Source organism: Nocardioides sp. NBC_00850 (genome assembly GCF_045207335.1).
Taxonomy (GTDB): Bacteria; Actinomycetota; Actinomycetes; order Propionibacteriales; family Nocardioidaceae; genus Nocardioides.
The window spans coordinates 1,041,039-1,059,150 of the sequence record NZ_CP108845.1 but is presented as its reverse complement, the minus strand read 5'-3'; the positions used below and the strand labels follow the sequence as shown (position 1 = coordinate 1,059,150).

24 protein-coding genes and 3 tRNA genes are annotated in these 18,112 nt (G+C 68.2%); 12 read left to right on the top strand and 15 right to left on the bottom strand.

The features are described from left to right. Positions 1-33: 33 nt before the first annotated feature. Genes OH802_RS05205 through OH802_RS05195 form a run of 3 tightly spaced genes read right to left on the bottom strand, consistent with a single transcriptional unit; the run spans position 34 to position 1,147 of the window. On the bottom strand, positions 34-588 hold the full coding sequence (locus OH802_RS05205) for an NADPH-dependent F420 reductase (protein ID WP_406025738.1): 555 nt from the start codon (positions 586-588) through the stop codon (positions 34-36). Next, positions 585-827 (bottom strand): (4Fe-4S)-binding protein, encoded by a 243-nt coding sequence (locus tag OH802_RS05200; protein ID WP_406025736.1) that lies wholly within the window; start codon positions 825-827, stop codon positions 585-587. Before OH802_RS05200 ends, OH802_RS05205 begins: the two co-directional genes overlap by 4 nt. A 2-nt stretch (positions 828-829) precedes the next feature. After that, entirely contained in the window at positions 830-1,147 is a 318-nt protein-coding gene (locus tag OH802_RS05195) for a GNAT family N-acetyltransferase (protein ID WP_355231020.1), read from the bottom strand. A gap of 96 nt (positions 1,148-1,243) precedes the next feature. Here OH802_RS05195 and OH802_RS05190 point away from each other — a divergent pair, with 96 nt between their 5' ends. Genes OH802_RS05190 through OH802_RS05180 form a run of 3 tightly spaced genes read left to right on the top strand, consistent with a single transcriptional unit; the run spans position 1,244 to position 3,764 of the window. Then, a complete protein-coding gene (locus OH802_RS05190) occupies positions 1,244-2,431 on the top strand; it encodes a CE1758 family FMN-dependent luciferase-like monooxygenase (protein ID WP_406025733.1) in 1,188 nt (395 codons plus the stop codon). Next, complete coding sequence (locus OH802_RS05185; RefSeq protein WP_406025731.1) at positions 2,431-3,117, top strand: CE1759 family FMN reductase; 687 nt, start codon at positions 2,431-2,433, stop codon at positions 3,115-3,117. The genes OH802_RS05190 and OH802_RS05185 overlap by 1 nt, the downstream gene beginning before the upstream one ends. Next, positions 3,114-3,764: an NAD(P)H-binding protein gene (locus tag OH802_RS05180; protein WP_406025729.1), complete on the top strand. Its 651-nt coding sequence runs from the start codon at positions 3,114-3,116 to the stop codon at positions 3,762-3,764. The genes OH802_RS05185 and OH802_RS05180 overlap by 4 nt, the downstream gene beginning before the upstream one ends. Here OH802_RS05180 and OH802_RS05175 read toward each other — a convergent pair whose 3' ends face one another. After that, entirely contained in the window at positions 3,765-4,265 is a 501-nt protein-coding gene (locus tag OH802_RS05175; protein WP_406025727.1) for a MarR family winged helix-turn-helix transcriptional regulator, read from the bottom strand. A gap of 65 nt (positions 4,266-4,330) precedes the next feature. After that, positions 4,331-5,242: an AraC family transcriptional regulator gene (locus tag OH802_RS05170; RefSeq protein ID WP_406025725.1), complete on the bottom strand. Its 912-nt coding sequence runs from the start codon at positions 5,240-5,242 to the stop codon at positions 4,331-4,333. A 73-nt stretch (positions 5,243-5,315) separates the two neighbouring features. Here OH802_RS05170 and OH802_RS05165 point away from each other — a divergent pair, with 73 nt between their 5' ends. Next, positions 5,316-6,104, top strand: coding sequence for an SDR family oxidoreductase (locus OH802_RS05165; RefSeq protein WP_406025723.1), 789 nt, complete (start codon positions 5,316-5,318; stop codon positions 6,102-6,104). After that, positions 6,101-6,535 (top strand): anthrone oxygenase family protein, encoded by a 435-nt coding sequence (locus OH802_RS05160; RefSeq protein WP_406025721.1) that lies wholly within the window; start codon positions 6,101-6,103, stop codon positions 6,533-6,535. Before OH802_RS05165 ends, OH802_RS05160 begins: the two co-directional genes overlap by 4 nt. 103 nt (positions 6,536-6,638) lie before the next feature. Here OH802_RS05160 and OH802_RS05155 read toward each other — a convergent pair. Next, positions 6,639-6,711 (bottom strand) — tRNA-Arg (locus OH802_RS05155). A 107-nt stretch (positions 6,712-6,818) separates the two neighbouring features. Between OH802_RS05155 and OH802_RS05150 the strand changes: the two genes are divergently transcribed. Further along, positions 6,819-7,874: a LuxR family transcriptional regulator gene (locus OH802_RS05150; RefSeq protein ID WP_406025719.1), complete on the top strand. Its 1,056-nt coding sequence runs from the start codon at positions 6,819-6,821 to the stop codon at positions 7,872-7,874. A 78-nt stretch (positions 7,875-7,952) separates the two neighbouring features. Here OH802_RS05150 and OH802_RS05145 read toward each other — a convergent pair whose 3' ends face one another. The 3 genes from OH802_RS05145 to OH802_RS05135 all read right to left on the bottom strand — a co-directional run bounded on the left by OH802_RS05145 (position 7,953) and on the right by OH802_RS05135 (position 8,912). Then, on the bottom strand, positions 7,953-8,099 hold the full coding sequence (locus OH802_RS05145) for a hypothetical protein (RefSeq protein WP_355231000.1): 147 nt from the start codon (positions 8,097-8,099) through the stop codon (positions 7,953-7,955). Between the two features lie 181 nt (positions 8,100-8,280). Next, positions 8,281-8,374: transfer RNA gene (locus OH802_RS05140), tRNA-Ser, on the bottom strand. 43 nt (positions 8,375-8,417) lie between these two features. After that, positions 8,418-8,912: a hypothetical protein gene (locus OH802_RS05135; protein WP_406029235.1), complete on the bottom strand. Its 495-nt coding sequence runs from the start codon at positions 8,910-8,912 to the stop codon at positions 8,418-8,420. Between the two features lie 90 nt (positions 8,913-9,002). Between OH802_RS05135 and OH802_RS05130 the strand changes: the two genes are divergently transcribed. Continuing rightward, on the top strand, positions 9,003-9,308 hold the full coding sequence (locus tag OH802_RS05130) for a hypothetical protein (RefSeq protein WP_160026227.1): 306 nt from the start codon (positions 9,003-9,005) through the stop codon (positions 9,306-9,308). 104 nt (positions 9,309-9,412) lie between these two features. Beyond that, positions 9,413-10,372: an IS481 family transposase gene (locus tag OH802_RS05125; protein WP_406020345.1), complete on the top strand. Its 960-nt coding sequence runs from the start codon at positions 9,413-9,415 to the stop codon at positions 10,370-10,372. A gap of 20 nt (positions 10,373-10,392) precedes the next feature. Here OH802_RS05125 and OH802_RS05120 read toward each other — a convergent pair. The 4 genes from OH802_RS05120 to OH802_RS05105 all read right to left on the bottom strand — a co-directional run bounded on the left by OH802_RS05120 (position 10,393) and on the right by OH802_RS05105 (position 13,383). Then, positions 10,393-10,480, bottom strand: a tRNA-Ser gene (locus OH802_RS05120). A 42-nt stretch (positions 10,481-10,522) separates the two neighbouring features. After that, entirely contained in the window at positions 10,523-10,753 is a 231-nt protein-coding gene (locus tag OH802_RS05115) for a biotin/lipoyl-binding carrier protein (protein WP_355021828.1), read from the bottom strand. Between the two features lie 49 nt (positions 10,754-10,802). Next, positions 10,803-12,521 carry a hypothetical protein gene (locus OH802_RS05110; RefSeq protein ID WP_406025716.1) on the bottom strand — a complete coding sequence of 573 codons (1,719 nt, stop codon included), beginning with the start codon at positions 12,519-12,521 and terminating at the stop codon, positions 10,803-10,805. A gap of 85 nt (positions 12,522-12,606) precedes the next feature. Next, positions 12,607-13,383 (bottom strand): carbon-nitrogen hydrolase family protein, encoded by a 777-nt coding sequence (locus OH802_RS05105; protein WP_406025714.1) that lies wholly within the window; start codon positions 13,381-13,383, stop codon positions 12,607-12,609. Between the two features lie 106 nt (positions 13,384-13,489). On the opposite strand from OH802_RS05105, the gene OH802_RS05100 reads away from it, so the two are divergent. From OH802_RS05100 to OH802_RS05090, 3 genes are read left to right on the top strand one after another with little or no spacing between them, the layout of a single operon-like run. Continuing rightward, positions 13,490-14,059 carry a molybdenum cofactor guanylyltransferase gene (locus OH802_RS05100; protein ID WP_406025712.1) on the top strand — a complete coding sequence of 190 codons (570 nt, stop codon included), beginning with the start codon at positions 13,490-13,492 and terminating at the stop codon, positions 14,057-14,059. 17 nt (positions 14,060-14,076) lie between these two features. Further along, complete coding sequence (locus OH802_RS05095) at positions 14,077-15,051, top strand: NAD(P)H-quinone oxidoreductase (protein ID WP_406025710.1); 975 nt, start codon at positions 14,077-14,079, stop codon at positions 15,049-15,051. A 14-nt stretch (positions 15,052-15,065) separates the two neighbouring features. Then, positions 15,066-15,656 (top strand): bacterial proteasome activator family protein, encoded by a 591-nt coding sequence (locus OH802_RS05090; protein ID WP_406025708.1) that lies wholly within the window; start codon positions 15,066-15,068, stop codon positions 15,654-15,656. A gap of 102 nt (positions 15,657-15,758) precedes the next feature. Here the strand turns inward: OH802_RS05090 and chrA are convergent, their stop codons facing one another. Then, complete coding sequence (chrA, locus tag OH802_RS05085) at positions 15,759-16,895, bottom strand: chromate efflux transporter (RefSeq protein ID WP_406025706.1); 1,137 nt, start codon at positions 16,893-16,895, stop codon at positions 15,759-15,761. 164 nt (positions 16,896-17,059) lie between these two features. Between chrA and OH802_RS05080 the strand changes: the two genes are divergently transcribed. Beyond that, on the top strand, positions 17,060-17,275 hold the full coding sequence (locus OH802_RS05080; protein WP_350713821.1) for a hypothetical protein: 216 nt from the start codon (positions 17,060-17,062) through the stop codon (positions 17,273-17,275). A gap of 267 nt (positions 17,276-17,542) precedes the next feature. Here the strand turns inward: OH802_RS05080 and OH802_RS05075 are convergent, their stop codons facing one another. Then, positions 17,543-18,112, bottom strand: a complete 570-nt coding sequence (locus tag OH802_RS05075; RefSeq protein WP_406025704.1) for an NUDIX hydrolase — start codon at positions 18,110-18,112, stop codon at positions 17,543-17,545.

Sequence of the window (18,112 nt, the reverse complement as noted above, 5' to 3'; positions counted from 1 at the left end):
GGGTATCGATATAGGGGGACATTCGAGGCGGGGTCAGAGCTGTTCGGGTGGTGCCATGCGGTAGACGAACTCGCCGAGGCCGGACTGCGAGATCGCGAAGATCGTGCCGGCGAGGCCCTCTTGAGTGGCGGCCATGCTCAGGTCGCCCAGGCGGACCGCCTCGAACCCGGCATCATGGCTGAGCTGGCTGACGACGCCGTGGGCTTCGTCGTCGCCGGACCACAGGTTGCTCGGTCGTACGCGAGCACCGGCGACCCGGCCGAAGAGCGAGGCGAAGTTGGTGCTGAACGCCTTGGCCGTGGTCCCGCCGGTCACCGACTTGACGTACTCGGCGTTGGAGGAGAACCCGGCCGGAGGCCGCGCGCCGCCATAGAGGTTGGTGGCGTCGAGAACGGTCTTGCCCTCGAGCCCGGTCACCGATGACAGGGCTGCCTCTACCGCGACTCCAGGGACGGCGAGCAGGACGGCTTCGGATCCGCTGGCGTCACCCCCGTCTCGCCCCAGCCTGCTCACTTGGTGGCCGGCGCGCTCCCAGAGATCGGCCAGTCCACCTCCGATGTTGCCGCGCCCGATCACTGTGATGTTCATGCCGACCACGACCCCTCAGCGTGCTCGACGACGCGAAGGGCGCCGGAGGGGCAGCGCCCGATCACCTCTCGCAGGGCCTGAGCGGTTCCCTCCGAACCGGCTTGCGTGGGGTCGATCCACGGCCGAGCGGAAGGATCGAAGACGGCGGGCATCCCACGTACGCACTCGGCGGCGTGCTGACAGACATCACCGTCGAAGGAGACGTCGACCACGGGCCCGGTGTAGGTCTTGCGCGCCATGGTCAGTCCTTCGCCGTCGACGGGGGCACACGCTTCACGAGTGCGACGTACTCGCGGTGGTTCCCGATCCAGCCCTTGATGAACGGGCACAGCGGCATCACCTTGCGCTCGCTGGTGTCGCGGACGTCGTCGAGCGCGAACCTGGCGATCGCGGAGCCGACGCCCTTCCCCTCGTAGGCCGGGTCGACCTCGGTGTGGGTGAACACGATCAGGTCGGTGGCGAGGATGTACTCCGCGAACCCCACCACGGTTCCGTCCACACGCGCTTCGTAGCGCAGACGCTCTGGGGCATGTGCGACCTCAATATCGATGTCTGTCATCTCTCGTCCTCGCTCGGGGTCCGCGTATTTGTTTGTGCGCACAAGTATCCTACCTCCGCAGGCAAGTTGCTCCTTCGACCGATAGGACCACGCATCATGCAGTTCGGGATCTTCAGCGTCGGGGACGTCACCCAGGACCCGACCACCGGCTACACCCAGAGCGAGGCGGAGCGCATCCGCAACATCGTCCGCATCGCGCAGCGAGCCGACGAGGTGGGTCTGGACGTCTTCGCCATCGGGGAGCACCACAACCCGCCGTTCATCCCTTCGTCGCCCACGACCCTGCTCGGTCACATCGCGGCGCTGACGGAGCGCATCATCCTCAGCACCTCGGTGACGCTGATGACGACCAACGACCCCGTCAAGGTCGCCGAGGACTACGCGATGCTCCAGCACGTCGCCGATGGCCGGCTCGACGTGATGCTCGGAAGGGGCAACACCGTCCCGGTCTACCCCTGGTTCGGGAAGGACATCCGCCAGGGCGTTGCCCTGGCGCTGGAGAACTACAACCTGCTCCACCGGCTGTGGCGGGAGGATGTCGTGGATTGGGAGGGCAAGTTCAGGACTCCGTTGCAGGGTTTCACCTCGACGCCGCGACCACTGGACGATGTCGCGCCGTTCGTCTGGCACGGCTCGATCCGAACTCCCGAGATCGCCGAGCAGGCGGCGTACTACGGCAACGGCTTCTTCGCCAATCACATCCTGGCCCCGAATCTCGCCTTCAAGCCGCTCGTCGACCTCTACCGCAAGCGGTTCGAGCACTACGGCCACGGCACCGCGGAGCAGGCGATCGTCGGCCTCGGCGGGCAGGCGTTCATCGCCCGCCGGTCGCAGGATGCGGTCGAACGATTCCGCCCTTACTTCGAAGCCTTCCCCGTCTTCCGCGGAGCGCGCCTGGAGGACTGGATGACAGGTACGCCGCTGACGGTCGGCAGTCCGCAGGAGGTCATCGACAAGACGCTGACGTTCCAGGAAGGCTTCGGTGACTATCAGCGCCAGCTCTTCTCGGTCGACAGCATGGGCCTGCCCGTCGAGGTCGCGCTGGAGCAGGTCGAGATCCTCGGAACCGTGGTCGTGCCAGTTCTGCGCAAGGAGATGGAGTCGCGCCGCGCGCCAGGCGTTCCCGAGGCACCGACCCATGCCTCGTTGGTCGCAGCCAAGTACGGCGACGGCGAGCCCCGCCAGCCGCGGCCGAACCCGAATCGTGGCGACAACCTGTCCGGCCCCTCCCCCTACCAGGACAGCGACCCGACCGTCGCCGCCCAGTTCCCGGCGGCGCTGTGATGAGCGACGTGACCATCGCCGTCCTCACCGCCGGCGTCAGCGACCCGTCCTCGTCCCGGCTCCTCGCCGACCGAGCCGCCCAACGCACCGCCGACGCCCTGGGTGCCTCCGCTCTGAGCGCGACGTTCCGCTCGATCGATCTGTCGACGATCGCGGTCGACATCGCCCAAGCGCTGGTCTCAGGCATGCCGAATCGAAAGGTCACCGCCGCCATCGACGCCCTCGCGGAGTCCGACGCGATCATCGCGAGCACCCCGGTCTACAAGGCCGGGATCAGCGGGCTGTTCAAGTCCTTCGCGGACCTTCTCGACAACGACCTGCTCATCGCCAAGCCCGTCATCTTGGCTGCCACAGGAGGCACGAGCCGGCACGCCATGGTCGTCGACGAGCAGCTCCGGCCGCTGTTCGCGTTCCTGCGTGCTATCCCGATGCCGACATCCCTGTACGCCGCCCCCGAGGACTGGAGCTCCCCAGACCTGGGCGACCGGATCGCCCGAGCGGCCGGCGAGCTGGCCATCTTCCTGCGCAACGGCACCGGGCCCCAGATCGCCGAACACAACTGGGGCCGCCACCGACATCAGTTCGGCGGCACCGCCGCGGGCGCGCCGCAATCGATCGACGATGTCGACTTCTCGACCGACCTGATGCGCCTCGCCGCCGGCGGCGAAACGGAGCAAGGAACGTGAAGGTGTTCATCCTCGGCATCAGCGGCGCGATCGGCGCTCTGCTGGCCGACAGGCTGTCCGCGGGCGGGGCTGAGGTCCACGGGCTGGTCAGAAAACCCGCACAGCAAGTCGACTTCGCTGCCCGTGGCGTCGAGACCACGCTCGGTGAGCTGAGCACGATGTCAGCCGCGGACCTGGCGCGCGCCGCAGCCGGATCTGATGCGATCGTCTACACCGCGGGCTCCAACGGCGGCGCTCGCGAAGTCACCAAGGCGATCGATGGCGACGGCGTCACCAAGGCTCTGGAGGCAGCACGCCTGGCGGGAGCCAACCGGTTCGTACTGGTCTCGGTTCTCCCCGAGTCGTGGCGCGAGCGGGACAACCCGGACGAGGTCGAGTACTACTTCGCCGTCAAGAAGCAGGCCGACATCGCCGTCACGCGCAGCGACCTCGACTGGGTGATCCTTCGCCCCTCGCTACTGGTCGATGACCCTGCCCTCGGCACGATCTCACTCGGCCCTGCCGAGGCCCACGGAGAGATCGCCCGCGCGGACGTCGCCGAGACCCTCACCGAACTACTCCTCGAGCCACGCATCCGACGACAGATCCTCGAGCTCAACACCGGCACCACCCCGATCCGTGAGGCCGTCCGGGCCAACGTCTACTGATCAGCGGCCGCGGCGGCGAACCGGCGGCCCTACCTCGGCCTGAGCGATCGCCGCGAGAGCATCAGCGAACGCAGCCAGATCGACGTTCTGGAGATGATCCATCACGTGGCGCCGGACACTGTCCAGGTGTACCGGCCAAGCCTTCTTCAGACACTTCAATCCGGCCGGGGTCAAGCGCGCCAGCTGACCGCGACCGTCCGTCGTCGAACGGACCCGCTCGACGAGTCCCGTCCGCTCCAACCGCTCCACGACACGGGTCAGCCCGCTGACCGAGATCGATACGTAGTTGGCGAGCTCGCTCATCCGCAGCGAGCGCTCGGGAGCCTCGGACAGGTTCATCAGCACGGTGTACTCCGTGAGACTCAGGCTCTCCGACTGCATGAGATCGGCCTCGAGCACCCGCGGAATCACGACGACTGCCCGCCCCAACGCACGCCAGGCAGTCTCCTCCTCGGGCGACAGCGGGGCCACCTTCCCAGCTGCTGCACGCCGACCATCCATACCAACGAGGCTAGCGGGTAGTTGCTTGACGTAATAACGATCCCTCGGCCGAAGTCACCCAGGGCTCATGCGACATGACGGCTCCGGAAGGAGGTCGGCGAGGTGCCGTGGAGACGCTTGAAGGCAGCACTGAGGGCGAACGGGTTGGCGTACCCGACGCGTGCGGCGATCGCCGACAGGGTCAGGTCCGTGCCGATCAGCAGGTCCGCGGCCAGAGCGAGCCGCCACCGGGTCAGGTACGCCAGTGGTGGCTCGCCGACCTGCTCGGTGAAGCGCCGGGCCAGTGCGGCTCGCGAGAGACCGACCTGCTCACCGAGGCCGGCTACCGTCCAGGGCAGCTGCGGGTGCTGTTCCATCGCCCGCAGCACCGCGGCCACCGCGTCGTCAGCAGGAAGGGCCGGGGAGGCCGCGAGCACCTCACGCACGGCTTTGACCACGAGTACGTCCAGCAATCGGTCGAGCAGAGCCGTCTGGCCGGCCTCCTCACGCACCAGCTCCGCGGACAGGAGGTCGACAACGGCGGTGTCGAAGCCGCGCAGCACCACGCTGGTCGGCAGCCGGGACAGCAGCAGTGAGCCCACCGAGGTCTCGCGCTCATAGGTCCCGATGAGCATCACGGTCGCCTCCGGCGAGCGACTGTTCCCCCAGGTGCGTACGCCCAACGCCAGCTCCTCGGCCAGCAGAGCCCCGCTCGGGTCGACACAGACCTGGCCGGGCAGGATCCGGATGTCGGCGGGGCGATCGGCCGAGTCGGCGATGACATAGGTCGCGGGCCCGCGGCACACGATCACGTCACCTGCCGCCACGTCCTGCGGTCCCTCGCAGCCGGTGAAGACCGCCTCGCCGCGTGCGATAGCAATAACCGTGAGCGGCACCTCGTCCTCGGCGGTGATCGACCACTCCCCGTCGAACACCGCCTTCAGCAGGAAGGCGGCCTGGGCGCGCGGACCGTCCATGAGCAGATCCAGTGACGACATGGTGAGACGATAACGCATGCTGCCTGGAGCCGAACGTATTCCATCGTCGCTTCACTCAGACCAGATTAGAGGCATGACAACTCTCATCACCGGCGCCACCGGCAAGACCGGCCAGCGCGTCGCCCGCCGCCTCCAGACCCTCGACCACGACGTACGTGCCGTCTCCCGCCACACGGCACCCCGGTTCGACTGGCACGACCAGACCACCTGGTCCGAGGCCGTCGACGGTTGCGTGTCGGCCTACCTGACCTTCCAGCCCGACCTCGGCCTGCCGGGTGCCGACGAGATCATCGGTGCGTTCGCCGCCCAGGCGGTCGCCGCGGGCTGCAGCCGGCTCGTACTGCTCTCCGGCCGCGGCGAGGAGGGTGCCCAGCGAGCCGAGCAGGCCATGATGGCCTCGGGCGCCGAGTGGACGATCCTGCGTTCGGCCTTCTTCATGCAGAACTTCACCGAAGGTGCGTTCGCGGACGAGCTCGCGGCCGGGTCGCTCACCATGGTCGAGCACTCCGTCGCCGAGCCGTTCGTCGACGCCGACGACATCGCCGCCGTCGCCGTCGCAGCCCTCCTCGACAAGGGCTACGTCGGCCGGATCCTGGAGCTCACCGGGCCTCAGCTGCTCACCTTCGAGGAGGTCGCGCAGGCCATCGGCGGGCCCGCCGTCACGTACCGCTCAATGCCCACCGAGGACTACGTCGCGGTCCTGACGGCGGCCGGGTTGCCGGCGGCCGACGCGGCCGGACTGGCGTACCTCTTCGAGGAGGTTCTCGACGGACGCAACGCGTACGTGACCGGCGACGTCGAGGCGGTCCTGAGCCGCGCTGCTCGAAGCATCGATGATCTCGACCGGGGTGAGCAGTCATGAGCGAGGTCGTACTCACCGGCGCGAGACTGCTCAACGGCGTCACCGCCGGCATCTACATCGCCTTCCTGGTCGCCTTCATGCCGGCGCTGCACGGCCAGCCGGACGATGTCTACGCGCGGGTCATGAACCGGCTCAACGTGGTCATCGTCAACCCGGTGTTCATGGCCTTCTTCCTGGGCGCCCCGCTCCTGGCCCTGATCCTTCTCGGATGGCACCGGAGCCCGCTCTCCATCACCGCCGCCTGCCTGGCCGTCGCCGCCGTCGTCATCACCTTCGCGGCGAACCTGCCACTGAACGACGCCCTGGCAAACGGCGGCGCCGTGTCCTCGTTCGAGAAGCCGTGGCTGATCTTCCACACCCTACGAACCCTCGCCGCAACCGGGGCCTTAGTCCTTCTCAGCCTGCCCGGGACGATCGCTGCTCGAGCGTAGGCGTCCCGAGAAACTGCCGAAGCGCAGAATGCGGACATGAAGAAGGCCCCTGCCCGGGCGGTATGCCTGGTCAGGGGCCAAACTCTCACTTGCACACGTTCTGCGCGCCTGTAGGGATTCGAACCCCAAACCTTCTGATCCGTAGTCAGATGCTCTATCCGTTGAGCTACAGGCGCAGTGTTACCGAAGCAACGTGTAGAAGATTAGCGGAAGATGGTCCGTGACCAGAAATCGCCACGTGTGAGAAGATCTGGCGCTAGCCACAGCATCGGGGAGGTGGAGCGTGAGCAAGCGTCAACCCACGCCGTCCGGCGAGGAGAAGAACTTGACCGACGAGGGACGCACGCCGAGGACGCGTGCACTGCTGGAGGCCAAGGGCATCGAGCTCTTCGAGCTGATCGCGGAGAAGGGGCCACTACCCTCGTCCGACGCGAGGATCGCAGACGGCGGTGAGTTCGCAGAGGCGCTGACGGCGCTGGTCGAGCTCGGGCTCGTACGACGGCCTGACGAGGACCCCACGACGTGGACCACTGTTGACCCAGCCACCGTCCAGGCGCAGGTCGTGACCCCCATGACCCAAGAAGGCATCCGCCTTCTGCAGGAGTCGGCGGAGTGGGCGAACGACTTCGCCGCGCTACGCAGCGCGTGGCGTCGGTCTGCGCCGTCTGACGAACTGGGCCCGTTCGCCTACATGCACGGGCCTGCGATCCAGCGCTACATCGATTCCTTGGTCTCGGAGTGTGAGTTCGAGGCGCTCACGGCGCAGCCGCAGGAAGGCCGGGACACCGGCACCATTCTCGCAAACGCCATCCAGAAGGACACCCAGCTCATCCAACGAGGGGTCAAGCTCCGCACGCTCTATCAGCACTCGGCCCGAAGAAACAGCGGAACTCGAGAGTACGTCGCCGCCGTCACGGCGGCAGGAGCAGAGGTGCGCACCCTGGACGAGTTCTTCAACCGCACGATGATCTTCGACAGGAACGTTGCGATCATCCCTGGCCCCGAGGGTCTCGGGGCCGCGGTAGCGATCCGCGAGCCCGCCATCGTCAACTACTTGGTCGACGTCTTCGAGCGGGCGTGGGAACGCGGGCGACCGTTCTCGTCGGCAGACTCGACAACCCTCAAGGACATCGCCGGCGAGCAGCGCACGATGACCCTGCGCATGCTCATCGAGGGCCACTCCGACCCGGCAGCGTCGAAGCGGCTGGGCGTCAGCCCGCGGACCTACGCGGGATACGTCGCCGATCTCAAGGAAGAGTACGACGCGGATACGCGATTCCAACTCGGCTACGAGATCGGACGAGCCGGCGCCGGGATCGAAGGAGGGGTTTCCGAGTGAGGTCGAGACCGATCCTCACTCGGAAACCAGCGCTTCTAGCCACTGCCAGAAGCGTCTTGTCTTAATGCGCTACCAGCCTCACGGCCAGGTAGTGTCGCTAGCAACCTTGATGGGCTTGATGGGCCACGTGGTGTCAGCCTGCGCAGATGCCGTGGCACCAAACATGCTGACCGCGATGACGGCCGCCGAGGCCAACGCAAGAGCGGCAACGCGTGCGAACTTCATGCTCGTTCCTTCCTGATCGCGAGGCCGATGCTGGTGCCGAGAGGCCTACGGGTTGATTATTGTGCAGGTCGAGACGTTTCGGGTAACCCAAGTTCCGGCGTACGGACTTTTGCAGTGCTTAAAATTGCAGGTCAGAATGCAGTTTGGCCCCCTCATGAAAGGGGGCCAAACACATTGAAACTGGCGGAGGCGGAGGGATTTGAACCCTCGATGGGGTTTAAGCCCCAAACTCGATTAGCAGTCGAGCGCCATAGACCGGACTAGGCGACGCCTCCATACCGCTCGAACAGGCTACAAGACCCGCACTCCTGGGACCAATCAGGGCGCGTCGGACGATCCCGCGGTGGTGTCGAGAGGCTTGATCGTGGCCTTCAGATAGACCTGGAGCTCGCGCACGAACTGCTCTCGGTCGATGCTGAGGATGGTCACCGGGATCGTGGTGGCGCCACCCTTCTTGAGCCGCAACTCCAGGCACGGCGTGCCGCCAGGCATGGTGGTGACCGCCTCCTGGATGTCGACCCAGCGAGCCTCGCGCACACCGGCGCCTCGCACGAACGCGACCCGGTAGCCCTGGGCGCTGGCGCGCAGGACGTACGCCTTGTTGCGAAGCCACCAGCCGAACCCGATCACCGCGGCGACGCCGACGACGAGCGGGATGAAGAGCCACGCGAAGTCGATCCGGGCCGCGATCACGACGGCCGTGCCGGCGAAGACCAGGAGCGCCAGGCCGACCATGGCGGCACCAACGAGGCGGGCCTGCACGGATGGAGCGAGACGGTAGTAGGTGAGCTCAGCAGATGACACGCTCTCCATTGTGGCCGACACGGGAGCCGAGAGCCGCATCGGCTTGCTCCTTTACGTGACCTAGGTCACAATCTGCTCATGACAGGTGTGCTTCCCAATATGTCGGATGCTCTTCGGGCCCTGGATACCGCAATCGCCGCTCCCCGTCCGGGGGCCAACGTCGGTCTCTGGCGCTGGTCGGTGCGCCAGCGCCTCGGAGGCGTACGCGAGGCGTTGCTGGTCCTCGACACCGGTCAGGAGTGGCATGCCCTCACCGATGTCAGCGCGCTCCGCGACCGCGGCACGCTGCTGAGCAGGCTCGCCGTCCTCGCCGACGACGTACTCGACCGCACCGACCTCGAGGATCTCCTCCTCGAACTGCGGCGGTTGATGATCGACGTGGATCGGCACCTGCAAGAGGTCTAGCTGTATTCGGCCAGGACGTTGGTAGCGGCGTGCCTGGTTGAACCAAGGAGAACCTCCGGTTGGGATGTGGCTTGTCTAAGGCCCACTTCCACCCGGAGGTTCTCGTGTTCCACGGTAGTGCCCGGCTGACCGTTCATGGTCGGCGACTCATCGTCCAGCGTCATCAGGCAGGCTGGAAACAGGCCCACATCGCTGCCGCGATGGGTGTCTCACGCAAGTGCGTGAAGACCTGGATCGACCGCTACGCCACCGAAGGCGATCGGGGCCTTCAAACCAGGTCCTCGCGTCCCCGTACCAGCCCGACTCGGACCAGCCACGAGGTCGAGCAGCAGGTGCTGGAGCTACGCCGTCGCCAGCGTCGCGGGCAGGACTGGATCGGACCTGAGCTCGGCATCCCACCCCGCACGGTGTCGCGGATCCTGCGCCGCAATCAGGTGCCCTACCTGGCCCAGTGCGACCCGATCACCGGCAAGGTCATCCGCGCCTCACAAGCAACCAGCAGGCGTTACGAACGTGACAAGCCGGGCGAGCTGGTCCACATGGACGTCAAGAAACTCGGCAAGATCCCCAACGGTGGCGGCTGGCGCGCCCACGGCCGCAGCGAAGAGGTCCGCGGCCGGGGCAACGGCTACGACTACATCCACTCACTAGTCGATGACCACTCCCGGCTGGCCTACTCCGAGATCCTTCCCGATGAGAAGGGCCCCACCTGCGCAGCGTTCCTGATCCGAGCAGCCGCCTACTTCGCCGAACACGGGATCGGCCGGATCGAACGGGTCATCACCGACAACCACCTCAGCTACCGACGATCCCGCGACGTCGCCGACGCCATCACGGCACTCGGCGCCAAACACAAGTTCATCCGCCCCCACTGCCCCTGGCAGAACGGCAAGGTCGAACGCCTCAACCGCACCCTGCAAACCGAGTGGGCCTACCGCCAGGCCTTCACCAGCAACGACGCCCGAGCCGCCGCCCTTGCACCCTGGATCCAGCACTACAACACTGAACGCCGCCACAGCGCACTCGGAGGAAAACCACCGATCAGCCGCCTGCTACCAACCTGATGGCCGGATACATCTAGCTCTGGCAGAGAGGGCGGGATTCGAACCCGCGGTAGGTCTCCCTACGACCGCTTTCAAGGCGGTTCCGATCGGCCACTCCGGCACCTCTCCATGCGCCCGTGGGCGCGTGGCCGAGTCTAGTGCGCCTGAGGCTCAGGCGCTCAACTCGACGAGAACGTCGCCCTCCTGGACGACGTCGCCGGAGGCGACCTTGACCGCCACCACGGTGCCCGGGGCCTCGGCGAGGACCGGGATCTCCATCTTCATCGACTCCAGGAGCATGACGGTGTCCCCGACGGCCACCTTGTCCCCGGGTTGCACTCCGACGCTCATGACGTTCGCGACCATCTCGGCTGCGATCGTGGTGGGGGTTCTGCGGCTCATACCCCAGAACCTATGGGTTACCGCGTGGTAGCCCTAGCTAGAGAACGCCTCAGAGCAGCGCGTGCGTGCGGCCCGGCTCGGGGCGGACGGCGCTGGCCTCGTCGGCCTCACGCGCCGCCCTGCGACCGCTGCCGGCGGCCGTCGAGCCGGTGAGCGCGAGGTCGATGCGGATGATGACGAACGCGATGACCAGACCGATGAGGATGCTGTAAACGACCGAGAGAGCAGCCTCGGCGAGCCCGACATCGGGGTTGAGGAACGTGCTGGCGACCGGCGCGGTGAGCGCGACACCGAAGAGGCAGACCCACCAGCCCTGGCGGCGCCGGGAGCGCATGTGGGTGCCCCAGACCAGCGCCGGAACCCCGAAGAGCGCCTGGATCGGGTGCGGGTAGCCACCGATGTGGATGCGGCACCAGCGCTGCATGTCGTCGACCGAGTCCATCAGACCGGTGCTGCCGTAGCGGCGCAGCATCTCGGCGTAGATCAGGGTGAGCGCGAGCATCAGGCCACCGATGCCGACGATGATCGCGCCGCGCCGGCCGAGACCGTGCAGACCGGCACCGAGGCGGTAGACCGCGAAGAAGGCGATGGCGAGCGAGCAGGCGAGCGTCGCGTACTCGAATCGGGAGACCATCACCACCGGCTCGAAGCCGAGCGCGGCGAAGCTGCCGAGCGCGGCGATGCCGACAGCGATGAACGTCTCCCGGATCGTCTTCGGGAAGCGACGTGATGGCACTGTGGCCATCACCGCGAGGACCGCCGCCACCGATGCGACGAGGACCGCCGCACCCGTACGCAGCGCCTCGTTGTCCACGAGCACCACGACGAGCCCGGCAACCCCTGCCAGGGAGCCGAAGATCAGCGGGCGGCCACCGGTGCGGTGAGCCAGCGCGAAGGTGTAGGCGGTGCCGACCACGACGGCGCCGAGGCCGCCGAAGATCTCCGGGCCAAGGTCGAAGGCACTGACCACGAGGCCGAGCACGCCGACGGCGAGCGCGACCAGCCAGATCGCCCGGACGGTGCCGGCGGTCAGGCTCTCGATGATGCCGAGGCCAGCGCGGGCGGCGCCGGCTCCGGGGACCCGCGGCTGCGCGAGGAACGAGGTCACCTTGGCTGCGGTCGTGGGCCGACCGGACGTCTCGGTGTCGTAGGGGCCGGCGGGAGCGTGGACCGGCTCGAGATGGCCGGACTGGTAGGGGTCGGGCTGATAGGCGGGCTGCTGGACGTGGGGCGGCGTCTGTGGCGCCTGCGGCGCCTGCGCCAGGCCGGTCGTGCCGAGGTAGGGAGCAGGCGTGGAGTAGGCCGGCGCCTGCCAGGCACTCGGCGGCGGCGCGGTCGGCCCGCTCAGAGCCGGCTCGGGCTCGGCCCGGTACTCCGGCGCCGGGTAGCCGCCGTAGGAGGGCTCCTCCGGTGCCGTCCGCGCGGCACGCTTGCCCGTGTAACCGTTCGGCTCGTCGAACTGCTCCGGCTCAGCGCGGCCGGCGATCCGGCGACCACCCCCCGTGGAGGGAGGCTCCTGAGCCGGCTGACGCTCGTCGTACCACGTCTCGTCGGTCCAGCCGTTCTCGCTCCAGCTCGGGCCGTTGCTCTGCCCGCCGAAGGTCTGACCGGTGTCCTGATAGCCGTTCCAGTCGTCCTCCGCCCACTGGTCGTACGCCAGCGCCTCGCTCGAGGTCGGCTCCACGTAGGCGGGTGTGGGCTCGCTGCGACCGGCTGCACGACGGCCACGCTTGCTCTTGTCTGCGCGACGGCGGGGGGCTCGGTCCATAACAGGCGAGGATACCGGGGAAGGGGTGAACCTAACGAGTCATCGATATCCGTTTACCGCTGTGACGGGGAGTTGTTGACCGAGGTCACATTCTGCGGTTGACCAGGGAGGGGTTGGTGCGACGCGCCTCCTCGAGCACGGCTCGATCGATCGTCGCGGAGACGATCTCGTCGCCGTCACCGGCCTCGGCCAGAACGTCCCCAAGAGGGTCGACGATCATCGAGTGACCGCAGTAACGAGGGGCCGACTGGGCGGCCGCCGCGATGAAGACGGTGTTCTCGATCGCGCGTGCTCGCACGAGGGTGCGCCAGTGGTCGACCTTGCGCGGACCGGCGACCCACGCGGCCGGCAGCACGATCAGCTCGGCTCCCTGGTCGACCAGACGCCGGGCGAGCTCTGGGAAGCGCAGGTCGTAGCAGGTCATCAGCCCCGTCGGCACCCCGTCGATGTCGACAACGACCGGCTCGATCGCGCCCGCGACCAGCGCATCCGACTCCTTGTAGCCGAAGGAGTCGTAGAGATGGATCTTCCGGTACGCCGTCTCCGCACCGCCCCGCACGAGCAAGGTGTTGAACGGCCGGCCGTCGGTATCGCCGCTGGTCTCGAGCATCCCGGCCACCACCGTGGCGCCGCTCTTCTCAGCCACCCGGGACAGCTCGGTCCCGAAGGGCCCGTCCTGGGCCTCGGCGTACGGGCTCAAGTCGGATCCCGGTTTGCCGAAGTCCCTGGCGAAGACCTCGGGGAAGACGACCAGGTCGCTGTCGCTCGGTGTCAGCTCGGCCAGAAGGGACCGGTTGGCGTCGGGTTCCAGGCCGGAGGCGTGCTGCACGAGACTGATCCGGAGGCTGTTCCACGTGGTCACGTCTCCAGACTAAGGTCTGCCGTGTGAGCGAGCGCCAGCGAGTGAGCCGTCGAAACTGCACGCGACCGCGTCCGTATTCTGGCGCTTGCGCTACGGAGGTGCTCGTGTGACTGCTTGGGACGAATGGGAGCCGTACGCGGCCGTGCTGCTCGCCGGAGGACGCAGCTCCCGCCTCGACGGGATCGACAAGTCCGGCATCGAGCTCGGCGGTCGCACGATGCTGGCCTGGGCGCTGGACGCCGTCGTCGACGCGATGGAGGTCGTCGTCGTGGGCGACCCGGTGCACACCGAACGCCCAGTGACCTTCGTCCGCGAGGACCCCCGCTTCGGCGGCCCGGTCGCCGCCCTGCTGACCGGCGTGGACGCGTTGCTGACCCCGCGGGCGTACGTCGGGGTGATCGCCGTCGACATGCCCTTCCTGCGGCCGCGGACGCTGTCACGGCTCAGGGAGGCGGCGTTCGGTCGCGACGGTGCCGTGCTCGTCGGGCCAGACGAGCGCCGGCAGCTGGCCCTGGTCCTCTCCACCGAACGGCTCGCCGAGGTCCGCCCGGACCACGAGGGGCAGCACGGGATGCCGTTGCGCAAGCTGTTGGCCGACCTCGATCTCGTCGAGGTCCCCTCGGAGGGCGACGAGCACCGCGACATCGACACCTGGACCGACCTGAAGTCGCTCTAGCCTCCTAGGGTTGGGGCATGCGAGCCGTCGTAGCCGAGCAGCCCGGAGGGCCCGAGGTCCTCACCGTCACCGACCGTCCCGACCCGGAGCCAGCAGCTGGTGAGGTCGTGATCGACGTCGCCGCCGCGGGCCTCAACCGAGCCGACCTGCTGCAGCGGCAGGGCTTCTACCCGCCTCCTAAGGGCGCCAGCGACATCATCGGGATGGAGTGCAGCGGCGTGATCTCCGCGGTCGGCGAGGGCGTCGAGGGGTGGCAGGAGGGCGACGAGGTGTGCGCGCTCCTGGCCGGTGGCGGCTACGCGACGAAGGTCGCCGTCCCGGCCGGACAGGTGATGCCGGTGCCCGAGGGTGTCGACCTGGTCACCGCCGCAGCGCTCCCCGAGGTCACCACCACCGTGTGGTCCAACGTGTTCATGGTCGGCGGGCTGACTCCCGACGAGACGTTCCTGGTCCACGGCGGCGCCGGCGGGATCGGCACGATGGCGATCCAGCTCGCCAGCCAGATCGGCGCCCGGGTGATCACCACGGTCGGCTCGGCCGAGAAGGCCGAGCTCGCCAAGTCGCTCGGTGCCGAGGCGGTCATCAACTACAAGGACCAGGACTTCGTCGAGGTCGCCAAGGTCTACGGCGGCGCCGACGTCATCCTCGACAACATGGGCGCGAAGTACCTCGCCCGCAACATCGACGCCCTCAACCCCGAGGGCCGTCTGGTCATCATCGGCATGCAGGGCGGCACCAAGGCCGAGCTCGACATCAACGCTCTGCTCCGCAAGCGGGCCGCGGTGATCGCCACCAACCTCCGCGGCCGCCCTGTCGAGCAGAAGGCGACGATCTGCGCCGAGGTCGTCGAGCGCATCTGGCCGATGGTCGAGGCCGGTGAGGTGAAGGCGGTCGTGCAGGACGTACTTCCTCTCGCGGAGGCCGCCGAGGCACACCGGCTCATGGAGTCCGGCACGCACACCGGCAAGATCCTGCTGACCACCGCAGGCTAGGTAGGGTTGAGCGCATGACGCAGGAGCAGACCGGGGAAGTCGTGGTCATCGGACCCGACGGGCAGCCGATCGCGGTGCCCGCCGACGTACTCAAGGACGCCACCGCGCCGGAGGCCAACGGGGACGAAGAGCGCGATGTGACCGACCTCGTGGAGCAGCCCGCGAAGGTGATGCGGATCGGTTCGATGATCCGCCAGCTGCTCGAGGAGGTGAAGGCCGCCCCGCTCGACGAGGCCTCCCGCAACCGGCTCCGTGAGATCCACCAGGCCTCGATAAAGGAGCTCGAGTCCGGGCTCGCGCCCGAGCTGGTCGAGGAGCTGGAGCGGCTCTCGCTGCCGTTCGCCGAGCAGCAGACGCCGTCCGAGGGTGAGCTGCGGATCGCGCAGGCGCAGCTGGTCGGCTGGCTCGAGGGTCTGTTCCACGGCATCCAGACCGCCATCTACGCCCAGCAGGTCGCCGCGCGCGCCCAGTTCGAGCAGATCCGCAAGGGCCTGCCGCCGGGTGTGAGCCTCTCCCCCGAGGGTCAGCCGACCCCTGGCCAGGGCGGGCCGCAGCAGGGCGGCCAGCACGACCACGGCGACACCTCCGGCGGGCTCTACCTCTAGGCGAGGGCGCGGATGTTCACCGAGGTAACTCGGTGAGTTCCAACCTCCTTCGTGGAACTCCGCGAAGGAAGCGAGCGCTGACCGAGTTACCTCGGTCAGCATTCAGGGCAGCGGCCCTCCGGCAAGAGCGACGACGACCCCGACCCCTGCCGCGAGCAGCAGCGTGAGCACCACCCCACGCTTGAGCAGCAGCAGGAGTACGCCGGCGGCAGCCAGCACCACCCACTGCCACCATTCGCTCGTCGCCAGCGCCAACGGGACCGCGGAGCCGAGGATGGCACCGATGGCAGCCGGCCCGGCGCCGTCGAGGAAGGCGCGGGCGAGCGGCGAGGAGCGCAGCGCCTCGAAGTGCCGTCCGCCGGCGATGATCATCACGAACGACGGCCCGAACGCGATCACGGCAGCACCCAGTGCCCCGAGGAGTCCGGCGGCCGCGAACCCGACGACCGCGACGGTGTGGACGACCGGCCCCGGGGTGATCTGCCCGAGCGCGACCGCGTTGAGGAACTCGGCGTCGCTCATCCAGCCGTAGCGGTCGACCGCATCGGCCTGCATCAGCGGGATGATCACGAACCCGCCGCCGTACGACAGCGCGCCGACCTTGAAGGCCGTCCACGCCAGCGGCGCTGCCACCGCTGCGGTGAGCGCTCCCTGGGCCAGGACCGGCACCGTGAGGACGGACTGGAAGGAGTTCGTACGCCACGGCCTCCGCATCGCCACTTCGACGAGCCCGGCGCCCACGAGCACGAGGACGACCCAGGCCCCGGTGGTCGCGGCGGCGACGGTGCCGACGACGGCATAGAAGATCCATCGCGCACGCGACGGAGTCCGCTCGTAGGAGGACGGCACCAACGCCCAGCCCGCCTGGACCGCAACCGCGGCGACCGCCGCACCGGCACCGGCGCCCGCACCCAGCACCCACGCGGGCGGGTCGCCCAGGAACAGCGCCGCCAGGGCGAGGATCAGCACCAGCCCCGGCAGGATGAACGCGAGCCCGCCGACCAGCGCGCCGAGCGCTCCGCGGACCCGCCAGGCGGTGAAGATGGCCAACTGTGTCGAGGACGGTCCGGGGAGCAGGTTGCAGGTCGCGATCGCGTCCTCGAACTCCTCCGGCTCCACCCAGCCACGGCGCTCGACGACGGTCTCGCGCAGCAGGCGGATGTGAGCCGGCGGACCACCGAACCCGATGACGCCGATCCGGCCCCACTCCCGAGTGATCTCCACCAACGTCGTGGTCATGACGCGCAGCGTACGGGCTCTGCCTGATGTTTCTCAGTTGTGGATCTTCTGTAGCTCCAAAGTGGCGAAAAGTTGCGTCATGACCTGGTCGCGACCCCGTTTCTCTCACGTGAAGGCCGCCGGACAACGGACGGCCAGCGCCGTCCGCCGAGAAGAGGAACACCATGGCTACCACCACGATCACCGCACGTCACCGCAGTGACCTGACCGCCGTCGAGTCGCTCCGCAACAACGTCCTCGACGCCGTCCGCAGCCTCCGCAAGCCCGACCCGTCCGAGCACAAGCACCGCGGTGGGATGCCGCCGGCCGTCGGCACCACGATGTTCGGCGTCGCCGCCGTGGCAGCCACCGGCATCGTCGCGCTCGGCGCCTTCCGCTGACCATGCGCCTACATCTTCGGTCCGTCGTACACAGCCTGATGCTGTGGGTGGACGCCCTGGGCCTACTGAGGGGGAGGGCCAGGGCGCGGTCGGGGGGCCGCACCACGGACTGAGTGTCGTAGCTCGAGCGGGATCGGGGGATTCACGCTCGAGCGGACGACACACGCGAGAGATCTCGTCGCACCGAGGGATGTCGACCGGATCTCGCAAGGCCGCAGCCGACCATCGAGGGGGATGGTCGGCTGCGGCGTTTCCAGAGCCCGGACGTCAGGCCGGGACCGACGACTCCTCCGCCCATCCGCCATCGGCAGGATCGGAGGCGGCCGCGTCGCGGCGTACGTCGGCGTCCTTCCACAGGTCGAGCAGCACCGCCGGCCAGATCTCCTCGTCGGTCGCCGCGAGCTCCGCGCGCGTCCACCAGCGGTGCTCGGCCATGGTGAGCAGCTCCTCCTCGGTGTGACCGGCGGTCGAGACCTCGAAGGCCGGCACCCAGCACGCGTAGAAGACGTCGTCCTGGTCGATGACCACGTCGCTGTAGCCGTGCACGACGGTGCGCCGCATCGTCGGCCCGAACAGGTCGGCCTCGGTGACCCGGAGGCCGGTCTCCTCCTCGAGCTCGCGCACCGCGGCGACTCGCTCGCTCTCGCCCGGATCGATGCCGCCGCCGGGCGTGATCCACCAGCGCGCTCCCGGGATGCCCGGGTCGGAGTCGGCGAAGAGCAGGATCCGGTCGCGGTCGTCGATCAGGAGCACTCGGACCGTGCTCCGGGTGCGGCGTGGCCGCTCCTCCGGAGGTACCGGGACGAAGGTGCGTGGGGAGTCTTCATCGGAGGCCAT